The following is a 19,654-nucleotide window of genomic DNA, read 5'->3' as shown; positions in this document are numbered from 1 at the left end:
CCGTCAAAAAAATAAAGTGATGCTTAGCGCATCACTTTATTTTGCATACTCTACGGCTCGAGTTTCTCTAATGACTGTCACTTTAATATGACCTGGATAATCGAGCTCGTCCTCAATTCGTTTTCGGATATCTCGCGCCAGGCGATGAGCTTCAAGATCATTTATTGAATCCGGCTTCACCATAATACGCACTTCACGTCCAGCCTGAATCGCAAATGATTTTTCAACACCTTCGTAGGACTCAGAAATTTCTTCGAGCTTTTCAAGTCTTCGAATGTAGTTCTCGAGCGTCTCACTTCTTGCGCCAGGTCTTGCAGCGGAAAGCGCATCTGCTGCAGCTACCAGCACAGCGATAATGGAAGTCGGCTCTTCGTCCCCATGGTGTGATGCAATACTGTTAATTACGACTGGGTGCTCTTTATATTTAGTCGCAAGCTCGACTCCGATTTCAACGTGGCTTCCTTCTACTTCATGGTCAATCGCTTTTCCGATGTCATGAAGTAGTCCCGCCCGTTTAGCAAGCTTTGCATCTTCTCCAAGCTCCGATGCCATCAGCCCAGCCAAGAATGCGACTTCCATGGAATGCTTAAGCACATTTTGACCGTAGCTTGTACGGAACTTTAAGCGGCCGAGAATCTTGATCAGATCTGGGTGGAGACCGTGAACGCCAACCTCAAATGTCGTTTGCTCACCCATCTCACGAATGTAGTCATCGACCTCGCGGCGAGATTTTTCAACCATTTCTTCAATCCGTGCCGGATGAATACGGCCATCCTGAACGAGTTTATCAAGAGCAATCCTTGCTGTCTCACGTCTGATCGGATCAAATCCGGACAGAATGACAGCTTCAGGGGTATCATCGATAATCAGGTCAATACCTGTCAGCGTTTCAAGCGTACGAATGTTACGCCCTTCCCGGCCGATGATACGTCCTTTCATCTCATCATTTGGAAGATTGACAACTGATACCGTTGTTTCGGCAACGTGATCCGCTGCGCAGCGCTGTAAGGCGAGTGAAAGAATGTTTTTCGCTTTTTTATCCGCCTCTTCTTTCGCACGGTTCTCAGTTTCTTTTGTCATGATGGCGATGTCATGTGAAAGCTCGTTTTCAACCCGGTCAAGAATGATTTGTTTCGCTTCGTCACGAGTCAGACTCGAAATTCGTTCCAACTCAGACTGCTGCATACGAATCATCTCATCCACTTTGCTTTCCATCTCTTCAATATGTTGTTGTCGTTCATTCAGAGAATGATCTTTCTTCTCCAACATCGCTTCCCGTTTATCAATTCCCTCATGTTTGCGATCAAGGTTTTCCTCCTTTTGGAGTAAACGGTTTTCTTGTTTTTGAAGCTCATTTCGTCTTTCACGAACTTCTTGTTCAGCATCTATTCGAAGTTTGTGGATTTCATCCTTTGCTTCAAGCAGAGCTTCTTTTTTCAGTGCTTCAGCATCACGCTTTGCATCTTCAAGAATTTGCTCGGCTGCACCGCGTGCGCCTGCAATTTTCGCTTCGGCAATGGTTTTACGAACATAGTAGCCAACAACTAAACCGAGTAGAATCAGCAAAATGGAGATGAGAACCATCATAATTGGGGTCATACTTTCACCTCCTCTTGCTATGAACTTGGTTGTTGCTCAAAATAAGTGTCGGCATGTACATTGTCTAGTTTTCTCAACATACAGAACCTTCACAGGGAATGAAAGTTTCATCGCCCTTGTCAAGTTTAAATGGTTTAACAATCATGTTAAAAAAACAAATGTTACAACTTCATTGTAATTGTGTCGGAAATACTTGTCAAGCTTGCCAGCTTAACGTTTGCCGAGCCGCCCCTATTTATCGTGCCGAACGTGAATCCGCCAATCTTTTGAAAAAACAGATCGTAAATTACTCCTGATTTAGAAGCTGGTATATTTTATTGTTCACTTGTCCAAGTTTAGCGTTATTTTGAATGTTTGACAACAAAACAACAACGGTTTGTCCGGATTTGCTGAAGCTGTTCAATACGTTGAAGCCCGGCATGACTCCGTGGTTTGAATAGCTTCCGGGAGCAACATAAAATCCCATCCCGTATGTGGAACTGCTCCCTGGCGTGAACATTTTTTCATAGCTTTCTTGCGAATAGAGCTTGCCGTCTATCAGTGCTTTGTCAAATTTGTACATATCGGCAGCACTCATATATATATCGCCTGCTCCATAAAGCTGAGATAAATCAGGCATATACGGTGTGACGGCCCTGCTGCCTTTCAGCTTGTAGCCGACAGCTGGATAAGGCTGCTTATCGTATGTCTTGTAAAAACCCGAATGCGTCATCCCTGCAGGCTTAAAGATATGATTGGTTATGTATTGTTCATAAGACTCACCGCTCACTTCAGCAACAATATAAGCGAGAACTGTATAGTTAGAATCCTGATAGTCCCATATTCCAGGCTGGCGTTTGATTCCTTGCTGCTCTATGTCTTTTATTAAGTCATCCGGAGTGATCTCGCCATTCCCTTCAACATGTCCGTTTATCCCCGATGTATGAGTAAGCAGATTCTTTAATGTAATATTCTTTCCGTTGGGAAAATGGGATAAATACGTGCTGACCGGATCACTTGTCTGGAGCTTTCCCTTTTCCTCAAGCTGTAAAATAGCGGTTGCTATCAGCGCTTTTTGTGACGATCCGACATAAAAGGATGTCGCAGGATTGTTTTTTATATGATGCTCGCGGTCCGCGTAACCAAAACCTTTATTGATTACGACTTCTCCATTTCTGACGATCATGGCTGTCCCGCTGAAGCCGATCTCTTTTAAATAACTGCTGATTTTTTGATTGCGGTCCACTGCTTTGATTTGTTCCTCTGTTTTTTTGGCTTTGTTTTTCTTCTGATCAGCTTGCTTCTGACCGGTATCAGAAACCGCCGCAGCTTCTTGAGATGGTTCGGCTTCTTCATCCTCTCGATGAATGGCATTCCAAATCGTGAAACAAATGATTGCGGCCAACATACCAAACAAAAGTTTGCCTCTTTTATTTAGTTTTCTCCGTCTGCGCGTCGCAGTTCTTCTGCGAGTGGGGCTTGTCATTCATTTTATCCTCCCAATCTAATTTCAAATACACACGTTTTGTTAGACGTATGAAGTACTATAAAAGTTGTCAAAAAAACCAATTTATTTATCTTTATTTTGCAGAAAATATAAAAGAAAAAAAGGCAGAGTTTTCACTCTGCCTTTTTTATCATTTCAAATTCATTTTATTTTTATTCTTCAAATTCAAGTTCTTCCTGTGTCTCTTCCGCCTGTTGCTGTACTACTCCGTTATTATCTAAACCGTAATGTTCACGAATTTGCTCCTGAATCATCAGCATGATATCTTTATTTTCTTTTAAGAATTGTTTGGCATTTTCACGGCCTTGGCCAAGACGCTCTTCTTCATAAGAGTACCATGAACCGCTTTTTTGCACGATATCAAGTTCAGTTCCGAGATCAATGATTTCGCCTTCTTTTGAGATACCTTCTCCATACATAATATCAACCTCAGCTGTACGGAACGGAGGAGCCACCTTGTTTTTCACGACTTTAATTCTCGTTTTATTCCCCATAACGTCGTTGCCTTGTTTCAGCTGTTCAGCACGGCGTACTTCAAGACGAACGGAAGAGTAGAATTTCAGCGCACGACCGCCGGGAGTCGTTTCCGGGTTTCCGAACATAACGCCGACTTTTTCACGAATTTGGTTAATGAAAATCGCAATTGTTTTCGATTTGTTGATAGCCCCTGAAAGCTTACGAAGCGCTTGAGACATTAAACGTGCCTGCAAACCGACATGTGAATCTCCCATGTCGCCTTCAATTTCCGCTTTCGGAACGAGCGCCGCTACAGAGTCGACAACAACGATGTCAACTGCACCGCTTCGAACCAACGCTTCTGCAATTTCAAGCGCCTGCTCGCCTGTGTCAGGCTGAGACAGTAAAAGCTCTTCGATATTGACACCGAGTTTTTGTGCGTATACCGGGTCTAGCGCGTGCTCCGCATCGATAAACGCAGCTTGTCCTCCCTGCTGCTGAACCTCAGCAATTGCATGGAGCGCCACAGTTGTTTTACCTGAACTTTCAGGACCGTATACTTCAATAATCCGTCCGCGGGGATACCCGCCTATTCCCAATGCCGTATCAAGAGCGAGGGAGCCGCTTGGAACAGTAGAAATTCTTGTATCTGTCTTTTCTCCCAGTTTCATAATGGAACCTTTGCCGAACTGCTTTTCTATTTGTTTAAGAGCCATATCTAAGGCTGCCTGACGATCACTCATTCTATTTTTTCCTCCTTTATGTTACCACTACATATACTATACCCTGTTTGAAGGGATTTGCCAAGAAAAAAGCGAACGCATATTCGGATTTTTTCTTGGCCTGATTTCTACCAAAATATCATAATGAGTCAGAGAAATCATGTTTTTTGAGGAGGATAGTGTGCTGAAAACATTATTTTTGCTCTAACAGTTTTAAAATTAAATGGCAGCCATATTTAGCAGCACGTTTTCTGATTCCTGTTCTGGAGCCTGCAAAGTGAAACTCGTGAACCTCTTCTTTTCCGTTTGCAAAAATACCGATAAACACATGTCCAGGTGCATGGCCTTCTTGAGTATCAGGGCCAGCAACACCGGTAAAGCTAATGCCAATATCGCTTCCAGTGAGCTGCTGAACACCCTTTGCGAGCTCAGATGCGCATTCCTCGCTGACTGCGCCGAAACGGTCCAATGTTTCCTTTTTGACGCCGAGGACATTTTGCTTCACTTCGTTTGAATAGCAAACAACGCCGCCGGAAAACAATGCTGAAGCGCCGCTAAGGTCTGTCAGCCATTCGGAAAACAGCCCGCCGGTAAAGCTTTCTGCGGCAGAAAGCGTGATGCCTTTTTCCTTGCATGCTTTAGATAGCTCTTTCACAAGCGATGTATCGTCGTAACCATAGAAAAATTCACCGACACGTTCTAAAATAACGGCTTCTGTTTCTTTTAACAAACGCTCTGTTTCTTTTTCATCGGCATGTTTTGCTGTCAAGCGAAGCGTCACCTCTCCGTCCGCTGCCAACGGAGCGATCGTCGGGTTCGTCTGTGCATCAATGATATCTTCTAAATCAGCTTCAAGCTGAGATTCGCCGATACCGAAAAAGCGAAGAACAGTTGATACAATTTTTTCATTGGAGCCCATCTTTTTAAGAAGAAGCGGTTTTGCCTCATTTTCAAACATCGGACGCAATTCGCTTGGCGGCCCGGGAAGAAGCATATAAAAGCGCGAATCATGCTCTGTAAGCATTCCCGGCGCCATTCCAAAGTGATTCGCCAGTACGTCAGATCCTTCGATGACAAGCGCCTGTTTTCGGTTATTAGGTGACATCGTGCGTTTTGTTCGTTTGAAATAATCCTCAATGGATTGAAACGCCTCATCATTTAAAACGAGCGGACGTCCCAGCACATTTGCTATTGTTTCTTTTGTTAAATCATCTTTTGTCGGCCCGAGCCCTCCTGAAAAAATAATAAAATCAGAGCGCTCTTCAGCAATGCGGATGACCTGCTTCAGCCGCTCCGGATTATCACCGACTGCTGTATGGTAAAATACGTTTACTCCGATTTCTGCCAGCTGTTTGCTGATAAATTGAGCATTTGTATTAGCAATCTGACCGAGTAAGAGCTCTGAACCGACTGCAATAATCTCTGCTTTTTTTGGAAATTCCATCATGTATGTCCTTCTTTCTTAGTTAGATGCTTTTAGCGCTTCCCAGTTTTTAGCGAAATAGTCCCAACCTGATACAACGGTAAAGAATACGGCTACCCATAACGCCAGGTCAGCGAACGGAAATGACACAAGCTCAAATGGAAGATTGTGAAGAAGCAATGCAGATACTGCAATGATTTGTGCCCAGGTTTTAATTTTACCAAGCATATTCGCAGCTACTACTTCTCCCGTTCCGGCTAATACAAGCCTTAAACCTGTTACGGCAAACTCCCGGCTGATAATCACAATGACCATCCAAGCTGGAGCAAGATCAAATTGAACAAGGATAATTAACGCTGCTGATACGAGAAGTTTGTCCGCAAGCGGATCGAGAAATTTCCCAAAGTTTGTAACAAGGTTCAGTTTGCGGGCATAATAACCATCTATCCAATCTGTCGTCGATGCAATAATAAACAAGATAGCGCCCGCCAAGTGTGTGACCGGAATGGATTCGTCTCCAAATTCGAGCCTGCCCCAGTCAAACGGCGCCAGCATGATAATCATGAAGATTGGGATTAATGCAATTCTTGCTAGTGTGATTTTATTCGGTAAGTTAAACATAAAGCCCCTCCAGTTTCATACTCGGACGTGAAGAAAAGTCATCTGGTGATTAAGATGACTTTTCTTCCTTTTTATTTACAATCTTTATTGTTTGTGCCATCACTTCTTTAGGATCAAGTTTATATGAAAGAACCTCACCGTTGATTTTTATTTTCAGGTTAGGTGCATATCCTGTGCGGATTTCAACTTGTTTCTGATCAGTTATGTCTTTTTTATACGTTTCGTCTTTTTTCAATGTACCCTCTTTAAGAGAGCTGCTGTTTTCATCGCGCACTCGAATCCAAGAGCTGTCTGAAGCCTTCAGCTCAAGCTCGATTTTATCAGCGCCGGACACTTCATAAGTTGTTACAGATCCTTCAGTGCCAGTTGCTTTCACCTCTAAATTGTCACTGTCACTGTCTTCTTTTTTATCTTCTTTGTCTTTCGTTTCTTTTTTCGTGTCTGTCTCTTTTTCAGAGCTGTTGGTTTGATTCTCTTTCAGCGTTGAATCTTTAGGGATCTCATACTTGCTTTCACTTTTCGCGATTGATTTTTCTGATGCCGCATTGCTATTATCATCGTTTTTATGATTCGCAAACTGAATTATAGCGTAAACAATGGCGATCACGACAATCACGCCGAGAATCACAAGTATTGTAGGCAGCAATTCCAGCGCCTTAGAAGCAGGCTTTGGCATTTCCTTCTGGAGATTCATGCCGGAGATTTTTTCAGACACATCGTCATGATACGTATTCGGGATATCTTTTTTATGCTCCTCAAACAATTGGTCAGCATCAAGCCCGACGGCTTCCGCATATTGCTTGATGAAAGCCCGGACATAAAACTTACCCGGAATAATGTCATAATTTCCTTCCTCCAAGGCGGTTAAATACCTTTTTTGAATCTTAGTTGCCGCTTGGAGATCATCCAATGACATTGCTTTTTCCTCTCTGGCTTCTTTCAGCCGGATTCCTAGTTCAGTCACAACAAACACCTTCCAATTTTAAAAATCAAAGCTTGAAAACCCGGATTGATCAAACATTTGGGGTTCTTCAGCATGTTCATATGTAATAACCTCATCAGGATCATTTCTCAGTTCAATAATATAATCAAAGTCATCTAGTGTATACTCTGTATTTTGAACGAATATGTCCGGATGCTCCACCACTTTTGTAGCAGGCAGCCTCATGATTTCCCTCACCAGCTGCAGATGGCGTTCTGATCCTCTTCTTGTCGATACAATGCCGTCAATGATAAAGACATTTTCAGTGCTGTATTCATCGGCAATCAGCTGGCTTCTGATTGTCTGTTTCAGCAAGGTAGATGACACAAACAGCCACCTTTTGCTGGCGCATACGCTGGAAGCTACGATTGACTCCGTTTTCCCGACGCGCGGCATTCCCCGGATCCCGATTAATTTATGGCCTTCTTTTTTGAACAGTTCGGCCATAAAGTCGACTAATAAGCCCAGCTCGTCCCGTTCAAAGCGGAATGTTTTCTTATCATCGGCATCCCTCTGGATGTACCGGCCGTGACGCACGGCGAGGCGGTCGCGAAGCCTTGGTTCTCTCAGCTTCGTTACTTTAATTGTTTCCATCGTTTTTAAGATTGATTCTAATCGTTTAATTTGATCTATATGGCGGCACCTGAGCAGCATTCCCCTTCTGGAAAGATCGACGCCGTTTATCGTTACGATGTTAATAGAAAGCATCCCGAGAAGAGATGAAATATCCCCGAGCAGTCCGGGGCGGTTCACTTGAATTTCATATTCAAAATACCATTCGAGCTTTGCCAAATGATATACCCCCTTCATTGTGGCAAAATTTTACCTTCCTTTATCATAAAGCATTTTTCTCTAATTAGAAAGAAGAATGTTGCTGTGATGGGGAAAACATAAAAAAGAGAGGAAGAATCTCCTCTCTTCTTAATGAGTGCTGTTATTTTCAACAAGCTTAACCATCATATTGGCAATGGCGTGCTGTTCTTCTTTAGATGCTACGCTCCAAAGATCTGCCAGCACTTTTTCCTGCTCGTTCTTAGAATCCACTTCATTAGCCAGGTAACCGCCGATTTCTGTAGCAAGGTCAGTGATGGTGTCCTGACTCATGCCTTTTTCTTGCGCATAGTTTAAACGATCACCAAGGAAATTCTTCCAGTTATCCCAGTTTTCTAATACTGACATGTGAGTTTCCTCCATTTCATGTGAAGTTACAAAATTATTTTGTCCTTCTTAAAAGAAACTATACACATTTTATTTTGCTTCAGCAGTGCCAGCCGCCGTTAACTGACAGAATCTGTCCAGTAATATAGGAAGCTTTTTCAGACAGGAGAAATGCTGCCGCCTCGGCAACTTCTTTCGGCTGTGCAAGCCTGCCGATCGGGATTTCATCAGCGATCTCTTCTAATTCATCCGGATTGAATTGATTCATCATGTTTGTATCTACAGCACCCGGCGCTACTGCGTTGACCCTGATACCGCTTGGGGCCAGCTCCTTAGCCAGTCCTTTTACAAACGAGTGCTGCGCTCCCTTTGCCATGCTGTACAGCACCTCACACGATGCGCCAGTCTCTCCCCAAATAGAGCTGACTGCCACGATCGCTCCCGATTTGTTACGGATCATGCCTGGAAGAAGATTTCTCGTCAGCATGTAAGGACTTGCCACATGCAGCTGAACCATTTCCTGTACCGTAGCATTATCTACATCAGTAATCAGTCCAAAATGGCTTCTGCCGCTGTTTAAAACGATCGCATCAACCGGCTGAACAATTGATTTTGTTAGTTCATCAGCGCCAGTGGGAGTGGAGAGATCTCCTTGCAAAATATCAGCATATATGCCAAATGACCGTTTCAGTTTTTCAGCAAGCTCTGCAGCCGCGCTTTCATTCTGATTGTAGTGCAAAAGCAGATCATACCCCTCTGCTGCAAGCGATTCACTTATGCTTTTGCCGATACCGCCGCTCGCCCCGGTGACTAATGCTGTTTTTTTCATCCTCTTTCCTTCTTTCCGCAGAAAAACACCCCTCACTTGGAGGGATGCATGTTAAGATTTAGGAACCACTTTGCAGACAGTCAGTCTGTCCTCAGCAATTTCCTCTTGTATGATTTGCTGCACATCCTCAAGGGTGATCTGCTCGAGAACAGTTACGATATCAAACAGGCTCATCTCCAAAAATGCATAGCGAGTGAATTGGTTAGCGATGTATTCAGGTGAGTTTAATGCCTTTAAAAATGACCCGATTTTTTTCTTTCTGGCAAGTTCAATCTTCTCAGCGGTGATGATTTCACCGGCACGAAGCAGATTGCTTGAAATGTCTTCAGCCAATTTATCCGGTTCAGGCGTGTCCCCGCCGATGGCCGCAAAACCGAACCCATATTCAGCCGTAAAATCAAAGCTGAACGTTTCATCTATATACCCTTTTTCATAAAGGGATTCATATTGGGCAGAGCTTTTGCCGAACAAAGATTCCAGCAATAGGTTCATTGCAAGTTCATGCTTGAGCAGCTCTTTCCCTAATTTATACGGATGCTTTGATTTCAGTCCGACGAGACATTTCGGTCCCTGAACATTCATTTTAATTTCTTTTTCTTTCCGGAAAACAGCTTCTTGCTCTTTTACTTCTTCCCGTTTAATTTCCGGCTGATCTGTATACGGTTTTCTTTCCTGATTTTCTCTTACCTGAGAAATGATCGCTTCAGGATCAACAGGGCCGACTATAAAGAGGAGCATGTTGCTCGGATGATAAAACGTCTCATAGCATTCGTAAAGAAGGTCCTTTGTGATATGGGATATACTTTCGACCGTCCCGGCTATGTCAATTTTGACAGGATGATCTTTGTACATGTTTTCAATCACCCCGAAGTAAAGCCTCCAGTCAGGGTTATCATCATACATGTTAATTTCCTGGCCGATAATCCCTTTTTCCTTTTCCACCGTTTTTTCTGTAAAATAAGGGTCCTGCACAAAATCAATCAATGTCTCCAAATTGCGTTCCACATTTGACGTGCTTGAGAAAAGATAAGCCGTTCTTGTAAATGACGTGAACGCATTGGCAGAGGCGCCCTGTTTACTGAAATCTTGAAAAACATCTCCATCAGCTTTTTCAAACAGCTTATGTTCAAGAAAATGGGCAATCCCGTCCGGAACTTGAACCATCTCGTCTTTTCCAAGAGGGACAAACTGATTATCTATAGACCCGTACTTTGTTGTGAATACCGCATACGTCTTGTTGAAGCCTTTTTTCGGCAAAACGTATACGTCCAGGCCGTTTGACATTTTTTCATGATACAGCGTCTCCTGAAGCTGTTCAAATTCGATTGGTTTTATCAAGATGCACCCTCCGTCCCTTTTAAGAAATAAGTCGTATCAAGCTGAATCTTTTCGCCGACTTTAATGATATCCTCTTTTGTCACCCGCTCAATATTGGCAAGGAAATCTTCGATCGGAATATCGACTTGGGCAGCGGCCTGCTGATATAGAAATTCAGATAAACCGTACGCAGTATCAATTGTTTCCAGCACCTGATTCCGAATCATGGCTTTCGTCTGTGAGATGTCTTGCTCACTGAACTCCCCGTTTTTCATAGCCTGAAATTGCTCGGCAATAATAGAGACGGCTTGTTTGTAGTTTTTCACTTCAATTCCTGACATCACCATTAATAAACCTTTAAAGCTATCGATACGCGAGGCTGCGTAATAAGCGAGACTGGCTTTTTCCCGAACATTAATGAAAAGCTTGGAATGAGAAAAGCCGCCGAACATTCCGTTAAAAACTTGTAAAGCTGAATAATCCTGATCTGTAAAGGTAATATTGGTCCGATAGCCAATATTCAGCTTGCCTTGTTTGACGTCTTCTTCATCAATGACTTCTTTGGGTTCAGGTTGTTCAGCATGATTGTTTACAAATGCTTCCAGGGTGCGTTCCTCTGTTTGAAAATATTGTTCAATAGCAGCTTGCACTTGTTTACTGTCAACATCGCCGACGACATATAAATCAAGCTGGTCTTTTTGGATCGCGTGTCGGTATGTTTCATATAATTGATCGGCCGTAATGGCATCAACATCGTCGATCTCACCATTGACGTGCAGCGAGTAAGGTTCGTTTTTACACATTTCCTGTATAAGCCTTAGGTTAGAGTAACGCATTTTATCATCATAAACTGCTTGAATTCTTTGCTTCAGCGTTCGTTTTTCTTGATCCACATATTGCGATTGAAAAACGCCTGCTTCCAAAGCAGGTGAAAAGACAATTTCTGCGAGAAGCTGCAGCCCTTTTTCAAGGAGCGGCGTCTGATCTTTTAAATATTTTTCATTCGGAATTTCAAGTCTGAATGTAATTACATGCTGTTCACCTTTTTTCGAGAGATCAGCTGAAACAGACGTGCCGTAAAGTTCGTCCAGGTAAGAACGCAATTCTGCAGTTTTCGGACGGCTTTCTGTTCCTCGAAGCAGCACATGCGGGAACAGCGCTCTTTTCGTAACTTGCTCCTTTGTTAAGGGCGCCAGCATTTTAAAGATAAGCGAGACGGTTTTAAATTTTTCTGTTTCTACAATATGTGCGGTTAAACCGCCGTGCTTTGTTTTGACTTCATTGACATATGACATGTGAAACCTCCTTCGTTCATTTCTTATTAGTATGTATTATGACCAAATTTCAGCATTCGCAGAAACACTCTTTCATGTAATTATAGCAACTGTAGGATTTATAAGGAAACAATAACCTCTTACGTATTAATTGTTCGTCCGCTATTGGACATAAAAAAGAGCTTCCTGCTTGATGCCTCTTAATCACAAGTTTTCTGCCGAGATTCGCTATTTTTCTCAGCAAAAAAAAGACGGTGTGTCAAACCGTCCCTAAGTTTTTTTCTTCTTCACTTTTTTTAGCATCTACATTAAAGAGCACCAGAAATAAGGAAATAATCCCGCAAAACGCGGAAAGAATGAAAATAAGCCAGCTTGCATTAGACATCAATGCCGCAAACACAGGCGGCCCGAGAGCTACTCCAATAAAGCGCATACTATTATAAAATGAGGAAATAGTTCCGCATTCCTCACTCTCAATCCCTTCTGTTATCAGGGCATCTAAAGCAGGAAGTGCCATTCCGATTCCAATACCCCCAAAACTCAAAAAGATAAATAAAAAATAAAAACTGTGGTTCCACCACAAGCCGATAAAAGACAGGCTTAACATAATCATCCCTGTAACGACGCAAAATTTCATTCTTGCCTTATCTTTGCCGATCTTTTTACCCGCTATAAAAGAACTGCTGGACAGGAATAAAAGAGGTATCGCCAGCAGCCCGCCTTTGGCCACTCCGTCAATTGTATATTTATTCTCTAGCGTATCTGATAAGTAAAATAATACGCCAAATAATAAAAACATAATGACGCATCCAATAATAAAAACTGTGTAGAGCCAGCGTCCATCCTGTTTAAAGATTTTCCGCACATTCTTGAGGAACTCTGAAATTGTAGGTGCATCCTCATCTTCTTCAGGCTTCTCGACCAGAAACAATACGAGCAAAAAGCTGATCAAACAGAAAAACGGAATAAACCAAAACGGGACGAACCAGTACCAGGAGGCAAGTAAGGCGCCCAGTATGGGACTCAGCACTTTTCCGGAGGTGTTAGCGGTTTCAATATCGCCAAGACCGGCACTGACCTTTTCATCATCCCCCTTAAACAGATCGCCGATAAACGGCATGACGATGGGAGCTGCACCCGCTGATCCGATGCCTTGAAGAACCCGTCCGGCCAAGATCATAGCGTAAGGATTGTCTATATATGTCGAAGCAAAAGCAGCCACAGCTCCCCCTATTCCCGCAATAATAAGGCATGGGAGCAGTACTTTTTTTCTGCCAAATCTATCCGACAGGTACCCGGCGATCGGAATGCAAATGATCGCTACCACCGAATATACAGTGATAATTAATGACACTTGAAATGAACTGACCGACAGCTTTTTCTCCATCATCGGAAGCACGGGAATCAGCATGGAGTTCCCTAATGTCATAACAAGCGGTACGGAAGCCAGAGCAATAATATTTTTCATTCCTATTTTTTCTTTCAACATTTTCACCCATTCACTTTGTCATCCTTTATATCTTGCGTTAACCGCAGTAAAAGTATGTACAAAGAAACATAAACCAGACAAATAAAAAAACAGACACATCACAGGCGTCTGTTTTAGAAACGTTTACGCAAAACATGGAATCTGAATTTGTCGGCTCTGAAATAATTTAATGAATAAAGCACCGGTTTATCATGCTGATCGTAATGCGTTTGTTTTAACAGCAAAAGAGCTGTTTCCGGATCGCATTCCAGCACTGGAGAAATCGTATCATGATAGCCGATCGGCTCAATATCAGTTACAGCGTAGCTGATCACAGAGCCTGAATTTTTCTCAAGCAGGTCAAACATAGACTCTTGCTGGTGAGAAAAAGAATCCGGCAATATATCCATCGGAATTTTGTCAATACAATACACAATCGGCTGTCCGTTTGCCGTTCTGACACGTTCAAGATAAAAAACTTCCTGGCCTGATGTCAAATGAAATCTCTTGATATCATCATCAGACGGCATAAGCACTTGAGATGAAAGAAAAATCGTTCCTGGAATCATATTAGCCTGTTCAATCATCTTGGTTACACTGTTCAGCTGTTCAATGCCCGAAAGAAATAACGGCTTAGAATGGACAAAAGTTCCTACACCATGCCTTCTGATAATCACATGCTCTTCTTCCAATATCCGCAGTGCTTCACGCAAAGTCGCCCGGCTGACACCAAGCTTTTTGGAAAGCTCAAATTCAGAAGGGAGCTTTTCTTTCTCAGTGTAGATTCCATTTTTAATATCCTCTTTTATTCGTTCAATCACTTTTAAATACAAGTGCCGATTATCAGCTTTTGTAGACATGTTTCCCCTCCGTAAACCACTTTCGATAAAAATTATTGAACAATTGGGACAACTATATCATGTTTTGTCGAAAAAATAAATAAAAAGGTGTACAGTTTACATAATGTTATTATTGTTACTGAACTCCCTTCATTTAAGAAGAGAGCTCATCATGTTTTTCTTTTGATATTAAGACTTCCCTTGGTTTGCTGCCTTCATACGGGCCAACTACGCCGCGTTCTTCCATTGCATCAATCAGGCGTGCCGCTCTCGTATACCCGATTCTGAACCTTCTTTGCAGCATCGATACGGATGCAGTCTGCATGCCGACGATTAATTCGACGGCTTCATCATAAAGGTCATCGGTAACCTCAGTATGGGTTTCCGTTGTTTCCTCAGGAATCATTTCTTCCTGATATTGAGCTTTTTGCTGCGTAATGACATGATCCACGACCTGCTCCACTTCTTCGTCTGACAAAAATGCACCTTGTACACGGACAGGTTTATTAGCCCCGACAGGTAAAAACAGCATATCTCCTCGTCCTAAAAGCTTCTCAGCGCCCCCCATATCCAGAATGGTCCTTGAGTCCGTCTGTGAAGAGACACTGAATGCGATTCGTGACGGAATATTTGCCTTGATGACCCCTGTAATGACGTCAACTGACGGACGCTGTGTCGCAATAATAAGATGGATGCCGGCAGCCCGTGCCATTTGGGACAATCTCGTAATCGAGTCTTCTACATCAGATGAAGCTACCATCATGAGATCAGCTAGCTCGTCCACAATGACCACGATATACGGCAGCTCTGGCTGTTTTGCCTCTCCCTCATTATTGGAGCGTTTTATATAATCATTGTACCCTTCAATATTTCTTGTTCCTGTATGAGAAAACAATTCGTACCGACGTTCCATTTCATTGACAACCTTTTTCAAAGCTTGTGATGCTTTTTTCGGATCAGTTACCACCGGCGCAAGCAAATGCGGAATCCCATTGTACACATTCAGTTCAACCATTTTTGGGTCAATCATCATCATTTTCACTTCATGCGGTTTAGCGCGCATCAGAATACTTGTAATAATGCCGTTGACACAGACACTTTTTCCGCTCCCGGTCGCGCCTGCGACAAGCAAATGAGGCATTTTGTTTAATTCAGCAAGCACAGCTTCACCCGAAATATTACGGCCAAGTCCGATTAACAGTTTTGCATCAGGTCTGTCATTAAGTTTTGACTCAAGCACTTCCTTCAGCGATACCATAGCCACTTCCGCGTTTGGCACTTCTATGCCGATGGCAGATTTACCTGGAATAGGCGCCTCAATTCTGATGTCTTTTGCAGCTAACGCAAGCGCTAAATCGTCACTTAGGTTGACTATTTTGCTTACCTTCACTCCGACATCCGGATACACTTCATATTTCGTGACAGCCGGCCCAAGATGAACCTGTGTCACTTTCGCCTTTACGCCGAAGCTTTGGAACGTGCGTTCAAGCTTTCTGGCATTTTCATAAATATTTTTTTTATCAGCCTGCTGGCCGGTATGCTTCGGATCAGCTAATAAATCTAATGACGGCATCTGATAATCTTTATTTTCAAGTTCTGTAAAGGTCATTGGCGGAGCAGCAGCCGTTTCATTATGGTCAGCCTCAGACTGATTTTCCTGAAGCGGTTCTGTGGCCGGCTCAATTCGTTTTACTGCAGCTGCCGGAGGCTCTTCCGCTTCATTCCGGTCTGAAAAGCTTGAGATAATCGGCTCTGAATGAATGAGAGGCGATACCATTTCCTGCTCCTCTTCTTCAGCAGCGGGCTCTGGCTCCATTTGCTGTTTTTTGCGCGCCGGCTTTTGTTTTTTACTGGTATTGGCTTTCGCTTTTTTCGATGATTTCATATTTGTTTTGACTGATTTCATATCATCAATAAAAGCAAACCATTGTTCTTTGATGAAACGGCCGATCGGGCTCATCCACTTTTTCAGCGTTTCTTGAAGAGAACGCCCCGTGACCAGAATCATTCCGATCAAAATCATTACAATTGCCATAATTTGCGAACCAGTTGATGCAAACAAAAAGTGTGAAGCCGCAAACAGAAGCGCCCCGATCATCCCCCCGCCTAAATCAGGTGAAGCAGAACTCCCATTCATGTCCATTAAAAATAATTCCCATGTATTGCGGATCACGCTGGCAGACTCAATAGATCCTCTGTTCGTCAAATTTTTAAACAGCTGCACATGAGAAAGCAGCAATATGCTTGCAATGATGCAGTACAGCCCCGCCTTTCGTCTCGTTAAAAGACTCGGCGTTTTTTTCTTCCAAAATAGGGAAACTCCTAAAACGAATAAGCCTAACAAGCATAAAATAAACCACTCACCAGCGAAAAAACGGAACAAGTAGATAAAGGTTTGTCCCACTACACCAAGCTGTAAAATGGCGATAATTGAGATAGCAATGCACAGCAATCCGTTTAATTCAAATTTTATGTTGAGCTGTTTTGCCTGTTTTTTTCTCGATTTTCTTTTTTTCTTTGCCACACTCATCACCTTACTGCGTTAAAAAATGTAAGTTCATACATAATGAAGAAAGCAGCCGTTTACTGGCTGCGTTTTTCTGTAGGATTCCCCTATTATAGCATATTTTGCCCTTAAAAAAGGGCCGGAATCTTATACGTTTAATTTTAGCTTTTGTCCCGGAGAAATATCCGGATGCAGAAAGTGCATAGGATTAGTGCTCATGACTTGAATAACCTCTGCTTCATTGCCTTTCATCTCGACAAGAAGCGGAACACCTCTATACTCAATTTGCTCGTGTGCACTTGGCTGTTGGTTCTGTTCCGCGAAAACAATTTCCTGCGGCATCGTGGTATACAAAATCATTGAATCATCCGTCCTTCTTCTTCTCTCGCTTCCTCGATCAGCTCATTTAATTTATGAATCGCTTGTCCGACTCCGCCGACGTGATCAATCAGTCCATACTCGACGGCATCCTTGCCGACGACATTTGTTCCAATATCGCGTGTTAAGTTTCCTTTTGAAAACATCAGCTCTTTAAACTTATCTTCATCTACATTTGAATGGCTTGTTACAAATTTAACGACTCTTTCTTGCATCTTATCCAAGTACTCAAAGGTTTGAGGCACACCGATTACCAGTCCCGTCAGACGAACGGGATGAATCGTCATGGTAGCTGTTTCAGCGATATAGCTGTAATCACAAGATACCGCAATTGGTACACCGATGGAATGTCCTCCGCCAAGTACGATGGAGACGGTTGGTTTTGACAAAGATGCGAGCATTTCAGCAATTGCAAGACCCGCTTCCACATCTCCGCCGACTGTATTTAATATAATAAGTAAACCTTCAATTTTTGGATTCTGCTCAATGGCAACGATTTGCGGGATTACATGTTCATATTTTGTTGTTTTGTTTTGCGGAGGCAGCTGAACATGGCCTTCTATTTGTCCGATAATGGTCAGACAATGGATATTTGTATCTTGCGGCAGCTGCGGAAGTGTCGTTTCCCCTAGCTGCTGTATTTTATTCATAATGCTGTCTTTCGCATCATTTTTTTCGGGACGTTCTTCTTCTGTATTTTCCATACGATGATCCATTTCGCTTTCACCCTTTCCGAGTTTCTCTTTGTATTATGAACAAAGATCTTCAATTCAATCCCGGCTTAACAGGTAAAAAAATAAAGACCGGAACAGGTCCGGTCTTACGTTTACATTAGACTTCCATAATAATTGGGATGATCATCGGTTTACGTTTTGTTTTTTCATATAGGAATTGGTTCAAAGCATCTCGCATTGCCTGCTTAAGTGTTGACCATTCAACGTTTGATGTTTCAGTTGCTTCTGTCACGATAGAGCGTACAAGCTCCGTAGCCTGTACGATAAGGCCTTCAGACTCTCTTACATAAACAAAACCGCGTGTGATAATCTCAGGACCTGATACAAGATGTTTCTTTTGTTTATCAAGTGTAATGACAACAATCAGTATGCCGTCTTGTGAAAGTAAGCGGCGGTCTCTCAGCACAATATTTCCGATGTCGCCTACACCTAAACCGTCGATTAAAATATTGCCGTATGGCACTTTATCACCGATCTTTACGTTTTGGCCGCGAAACTCGACAACGTCTCCTTTTTCAATTAAGAAGATATCACTGCGCTTCATGCCGATATCTTCAGCGATTTTCGAATGAGCCTTTTGCATTCTGTATTCGCCGTTTACAGGAATTAAATATTTTGGTTTAAGCAGATTGATCATCAGCTTTAACTCTTCCTGTGAGCCGTGTCCAGATACATGCACACGCTTTTGGGCAAAAATGACTTGTGCGCCGGCTCTGGCAAGCAAATCAACTGTTTTAGAATAAATAAGTTCCTGCCCAGGGATCGGAGTGGATGCAATGACAACTGTATCCCCTTCTTCGATATTCAGCTGCTTGTGAGCTTTGTTTGCCATTCTTGTCAGAGCTGCCAATGGTTCACCATGGCTGCCGGCAGTTACAATCGCTACTTCGCGCTTCGGATATTTTTTGACGTCCTGAATTGAAATAAACAGTTCATCATCTGCTTCAATATATCCAAGCTTTCTTGCAAGCTGAAGGATCGATTGAAGGTTTTTTCCGGCAATGGCAATCTTTCTGCCATTTTGAGCCGCTGCATGAATGACTTGCTGAATTCGGTTAATATTGGATGCGAAAACCGCAATGATTACCCGGTTCTCTGAATTGTACAGTGCGTCCGAAATCTCTCCGCTGACAGCAGCTTCCGAAGGGGTGTAACCCGGACGTTCTGCATTAGCACTGTCAGAAAGCAGAGCAAGTACGCCGCTGTTGCCGATTTTGGCAATCTCGCCAATGTCGCACGATTGATTAAGTGCGGGTGTTTGGTCAAATTTGAAGTCTCCCGTGCATACAATAGATCCAAGTGATGTTTTTAAACTGACGCCTACTGAATCAGGGATACTGTGGATCGTATTAAAGAATGATACCTTTGTTGATTCAAATGTAATGACAGATTTTGAGTGAATTTCTCTTAAATCAGCTTTTCGGTTATGTCCGTATTGTTTTAATTTTTCTCTTAATAGTGCAAGCGTTAGCTTTGTTCCGTATACAGGAACAGAAAGCTTGTTTAATAAGTAAAAAACGCCGCCGATATTCTCATCATGCCCATGTGTTAAAAAGATAGCCTTAACGCGGTCAGATCGTTCAATCAAATATGATATGTCAGGAATCACCACATCAATACCGAGCATTTCGTTTTCTGGATGCATAAGGCCGGCATCAACGACAAATATGTCTGAATCAATTTCGATGACATAAAGGTTCTTCCCAATTTCTCCGACACCGCCAAGGGCGATAATTCTAACGTTTTCTGTATTTTTCTTTTTCAAAATCTATATCCTCCTAGTCTCATACCCGTCCATCATCACTTGTTCCTATTATAACTGAAAGTAAATTTAGAAAACAAGATAAAGCAGAAGGTTTAGG

General features: G+C 42.7%; 17 protein-coding genes. All 17 read right to left on the bottom strand.

What is annotated here, in order from left to right; translation table 11 throughout:
• Positions 1 to 36: 36 nt before the first annotated feature.
• Entirely contained in the window at positions 37 to 1,599 is a 1,563-nt protein-coding gene (gene rny / locus NYE43_RS09105; protein ID WP_010334309.1) for a ribonuclease Y, read from the bottom strand.
• A 286-nt stretch (positions 1,600 to 1,885) separates the two neighbouring features.
• Positions 1,886 to 3,064: a serine hydrolase domain-containing protein gene (locus NYE43_RS09100; protein WP_127695202.1), complete on the bottom strand. Its 1,179-nt coding sequence runs from the start codon at positions 3,062 to 3,064 to the stop codon at positions 1,886 to 1,888.
• Positions 3,065 to 3,237: 173 nt separating this feature from the next.
• Entirely contained in the window at positions 3,238 to 4,284 is a 1,047-nt protein-coding gene (recA, locus tag NYE43_RS09095) for a recombinase RecA (protein ID WP_010334307.1), read from the bottom strand.
• A 172-nt stretch (positions 4,285 to 4,456) separates the two neighbouring features.
• Entirely contained in the window at positions 4,457 to 5,707 is a 1,251-nt protein-coding gene (locus NYE43_RS09090; RefSeq protein ID WP_101861306.1) for a competence/damage-inducible protein A, read from the bottom strand.
• Between the two features lie 18 nt (positions 5,708 to 5,725).
• Positions 5,726 to 6,307: a CDP-diacylglycerol--glycerol-3-phosphate 3-phosphatidyltransferase gene (gene pgsA / locus NYE43_RS09085; protein ID WP_024121454.1), complete on the bottom strand. Its 582-nt coding sequence runs from the start codon at positions 6,305 to 6,307 to the stop codon at positions 5,726 to 5,728.
• Positions 6,308 to 6,356: 49 nt separating this feature from the next.
• A complete protein-coding gene (gene rodZ / locus NYE43_RS09080) occupies positions 6,357 to 7,271 on the bottom strand; it encodes a cell shape determination protein RodZ (protein ID WP_411809818.1) in 915 nt (304 codons plus the stop codon).
• Between the two features lie 18 nt (positions 7,272 to 7,289).
• A complete protein-coding gene (locus tag NYE43_RS09075; protein ID WP_024121452.1) occupies positions 7,290 to 8,081 on the bottom strand; it encodes a DUF3388 domain-containing protein in 792 nt (263 codons plus the stop codon).
• A 129-nt stretch (positions 8,082 to 8,210) separates the two neighbouring features.
• Complete coding sequence (locus tag NYE43_RS09070; protein ID WP_024121451.1) at positions 8,211 to 8,468, bottom strand: DUF3243 domain-containing protein; 258 nt, start codon at positions 8,466 to 8,468, stop codon at positions 8,211 to 8,213.
• A 79-nt stretch (positions 8,469 to 8,547) separates the two neighbouring features.
• Positions 8,548 to 9,276 (bottom strand): elongation factor P 5-aminopentanone reductase, encoded by a 729-nt coding sequence (gene ymfI / locus NYE43_RS09065; protein ID WP_024121450.1) that lies wholly within the window; start codon positions 9,274 to 9,276, stop codon positions 8,548 to 8,550.
• A 51-nt stretch (positions 9,277 to 9,327) separates the two neighbouring features.
• On the bottom strand, positions 9,328 to 10,614 hold the full coding sequence (gene yfmH, locus NYE43_RS09060; RefSeq protein ID WP_101861233.1) for an EF-P 5-aminopentanol modification-associated protein YfmH: 1,287 nt from the start codon (positions 10,612 to 10,614) through the stop codon (positions 9,328 to 9,330).
• A complete protein-coding gene (gene yfmF, locus NYE43_RS09055; RefSeq protein WP_193660529.1) occupies positions 10,611 to 11,888 on the bottom strand; it encodes an EF-P 5-aminopentanol modification-associated protein YfmF in 1,278 nt (425 codons plus the stop codon). The genes yfmH and yfmF overlap by 4 nt, the downstream gene beginning before the upstream one ends.
• Before the next feature lie 238 nt (positions 11,889 to 12,126).
• Positions 12,127 to 13,335 carry an MFS transporter gene (locus tag NYE43_RS09050; protein ID WP_240312855.1) on the bottom strand — a complete coding sequence of 403 codons (1,209 nt, stop codon included), beginning with the start codon at positions 13,333 to 13,335 and terminating at the stop codon, positions 12,127 to 12,129.
• A 134-nt stretch (positions 13,336 to 13,469) separates the two neighbouring features.
• Positions 13,470 to 14,195 carry a GntR family transcriptional regulator gene (locus NYE43_RS09045; protein WP_059292764.1) on the bottom strand — a complete coding sequence of 242 codons (726 nt, stop codon included), beginning with the start codon at positions 14,193 to 14,195 and terminating at the stop codon, positions 13,470 to 13,472.
• Between the two features lie 133 nt (positions 14,196 to 14,328).
• Entirely contained in the window at positions 14,329 to 16,698 is a 2,370-nt protein-coding gene (gene spoIIIE, locus NYE43_RS09040) for a DNA translocase SpoIIIE (protein ID WP_142367112.1), read from the bottom strand.
• A 129-nt stretch (positions 16,699 to 16,827) separates the two neighbouring features.
• Positions 16,828 to 17,040, bottom strand: coding sequence for a YlzJ-like family protein (locus tag NYE43_RS09035; RefSeq protein WP_024121444.1), 213 nt, complete (start codon positions 17,038 to 17,040; stop codon positions 16,828 to 16,830).
• Entirely contained in the window at positions 17,037 to 17,774 is a 738-nt protein-coding gene (gene tepA, locus NYE43_RS09030; protein WP_024121443.1) for a translocation-enhancing protein TepA, read from the bottom strand. Before tepA ends, NYE43_RS09035 begins: the two co-directional genes overlap by 4 nt.
• 115 nt (positions 17,775 to 17,889) lie before the next feature.
• Complete coding sequence (gene rnjB, locus NYE43_RS09025; protein ID WP_101861229.1) at positions 17,890 to 19,557, bottom strand: ribonuclease J2; 1,668 nt, start codon at positions 19,555 to 19,557, stop codon at positions 17,890 to 17,892.
• Positions 19,558 to 19,654: the final 97 nt, after the last annotated feature.

The sequence above is a fragment of the Bacillus sp. FSL R5-0434 genome, assembly GCF_038004745.1.
GTDB lineage: Bacteria > Bacillota > Bacilli > Bacillales > Bacillaceae > Bacillus > Bacillus halotolerans.
This window is presented reverse-complemented; position numbering and strand designations above follow the sequence as displayed.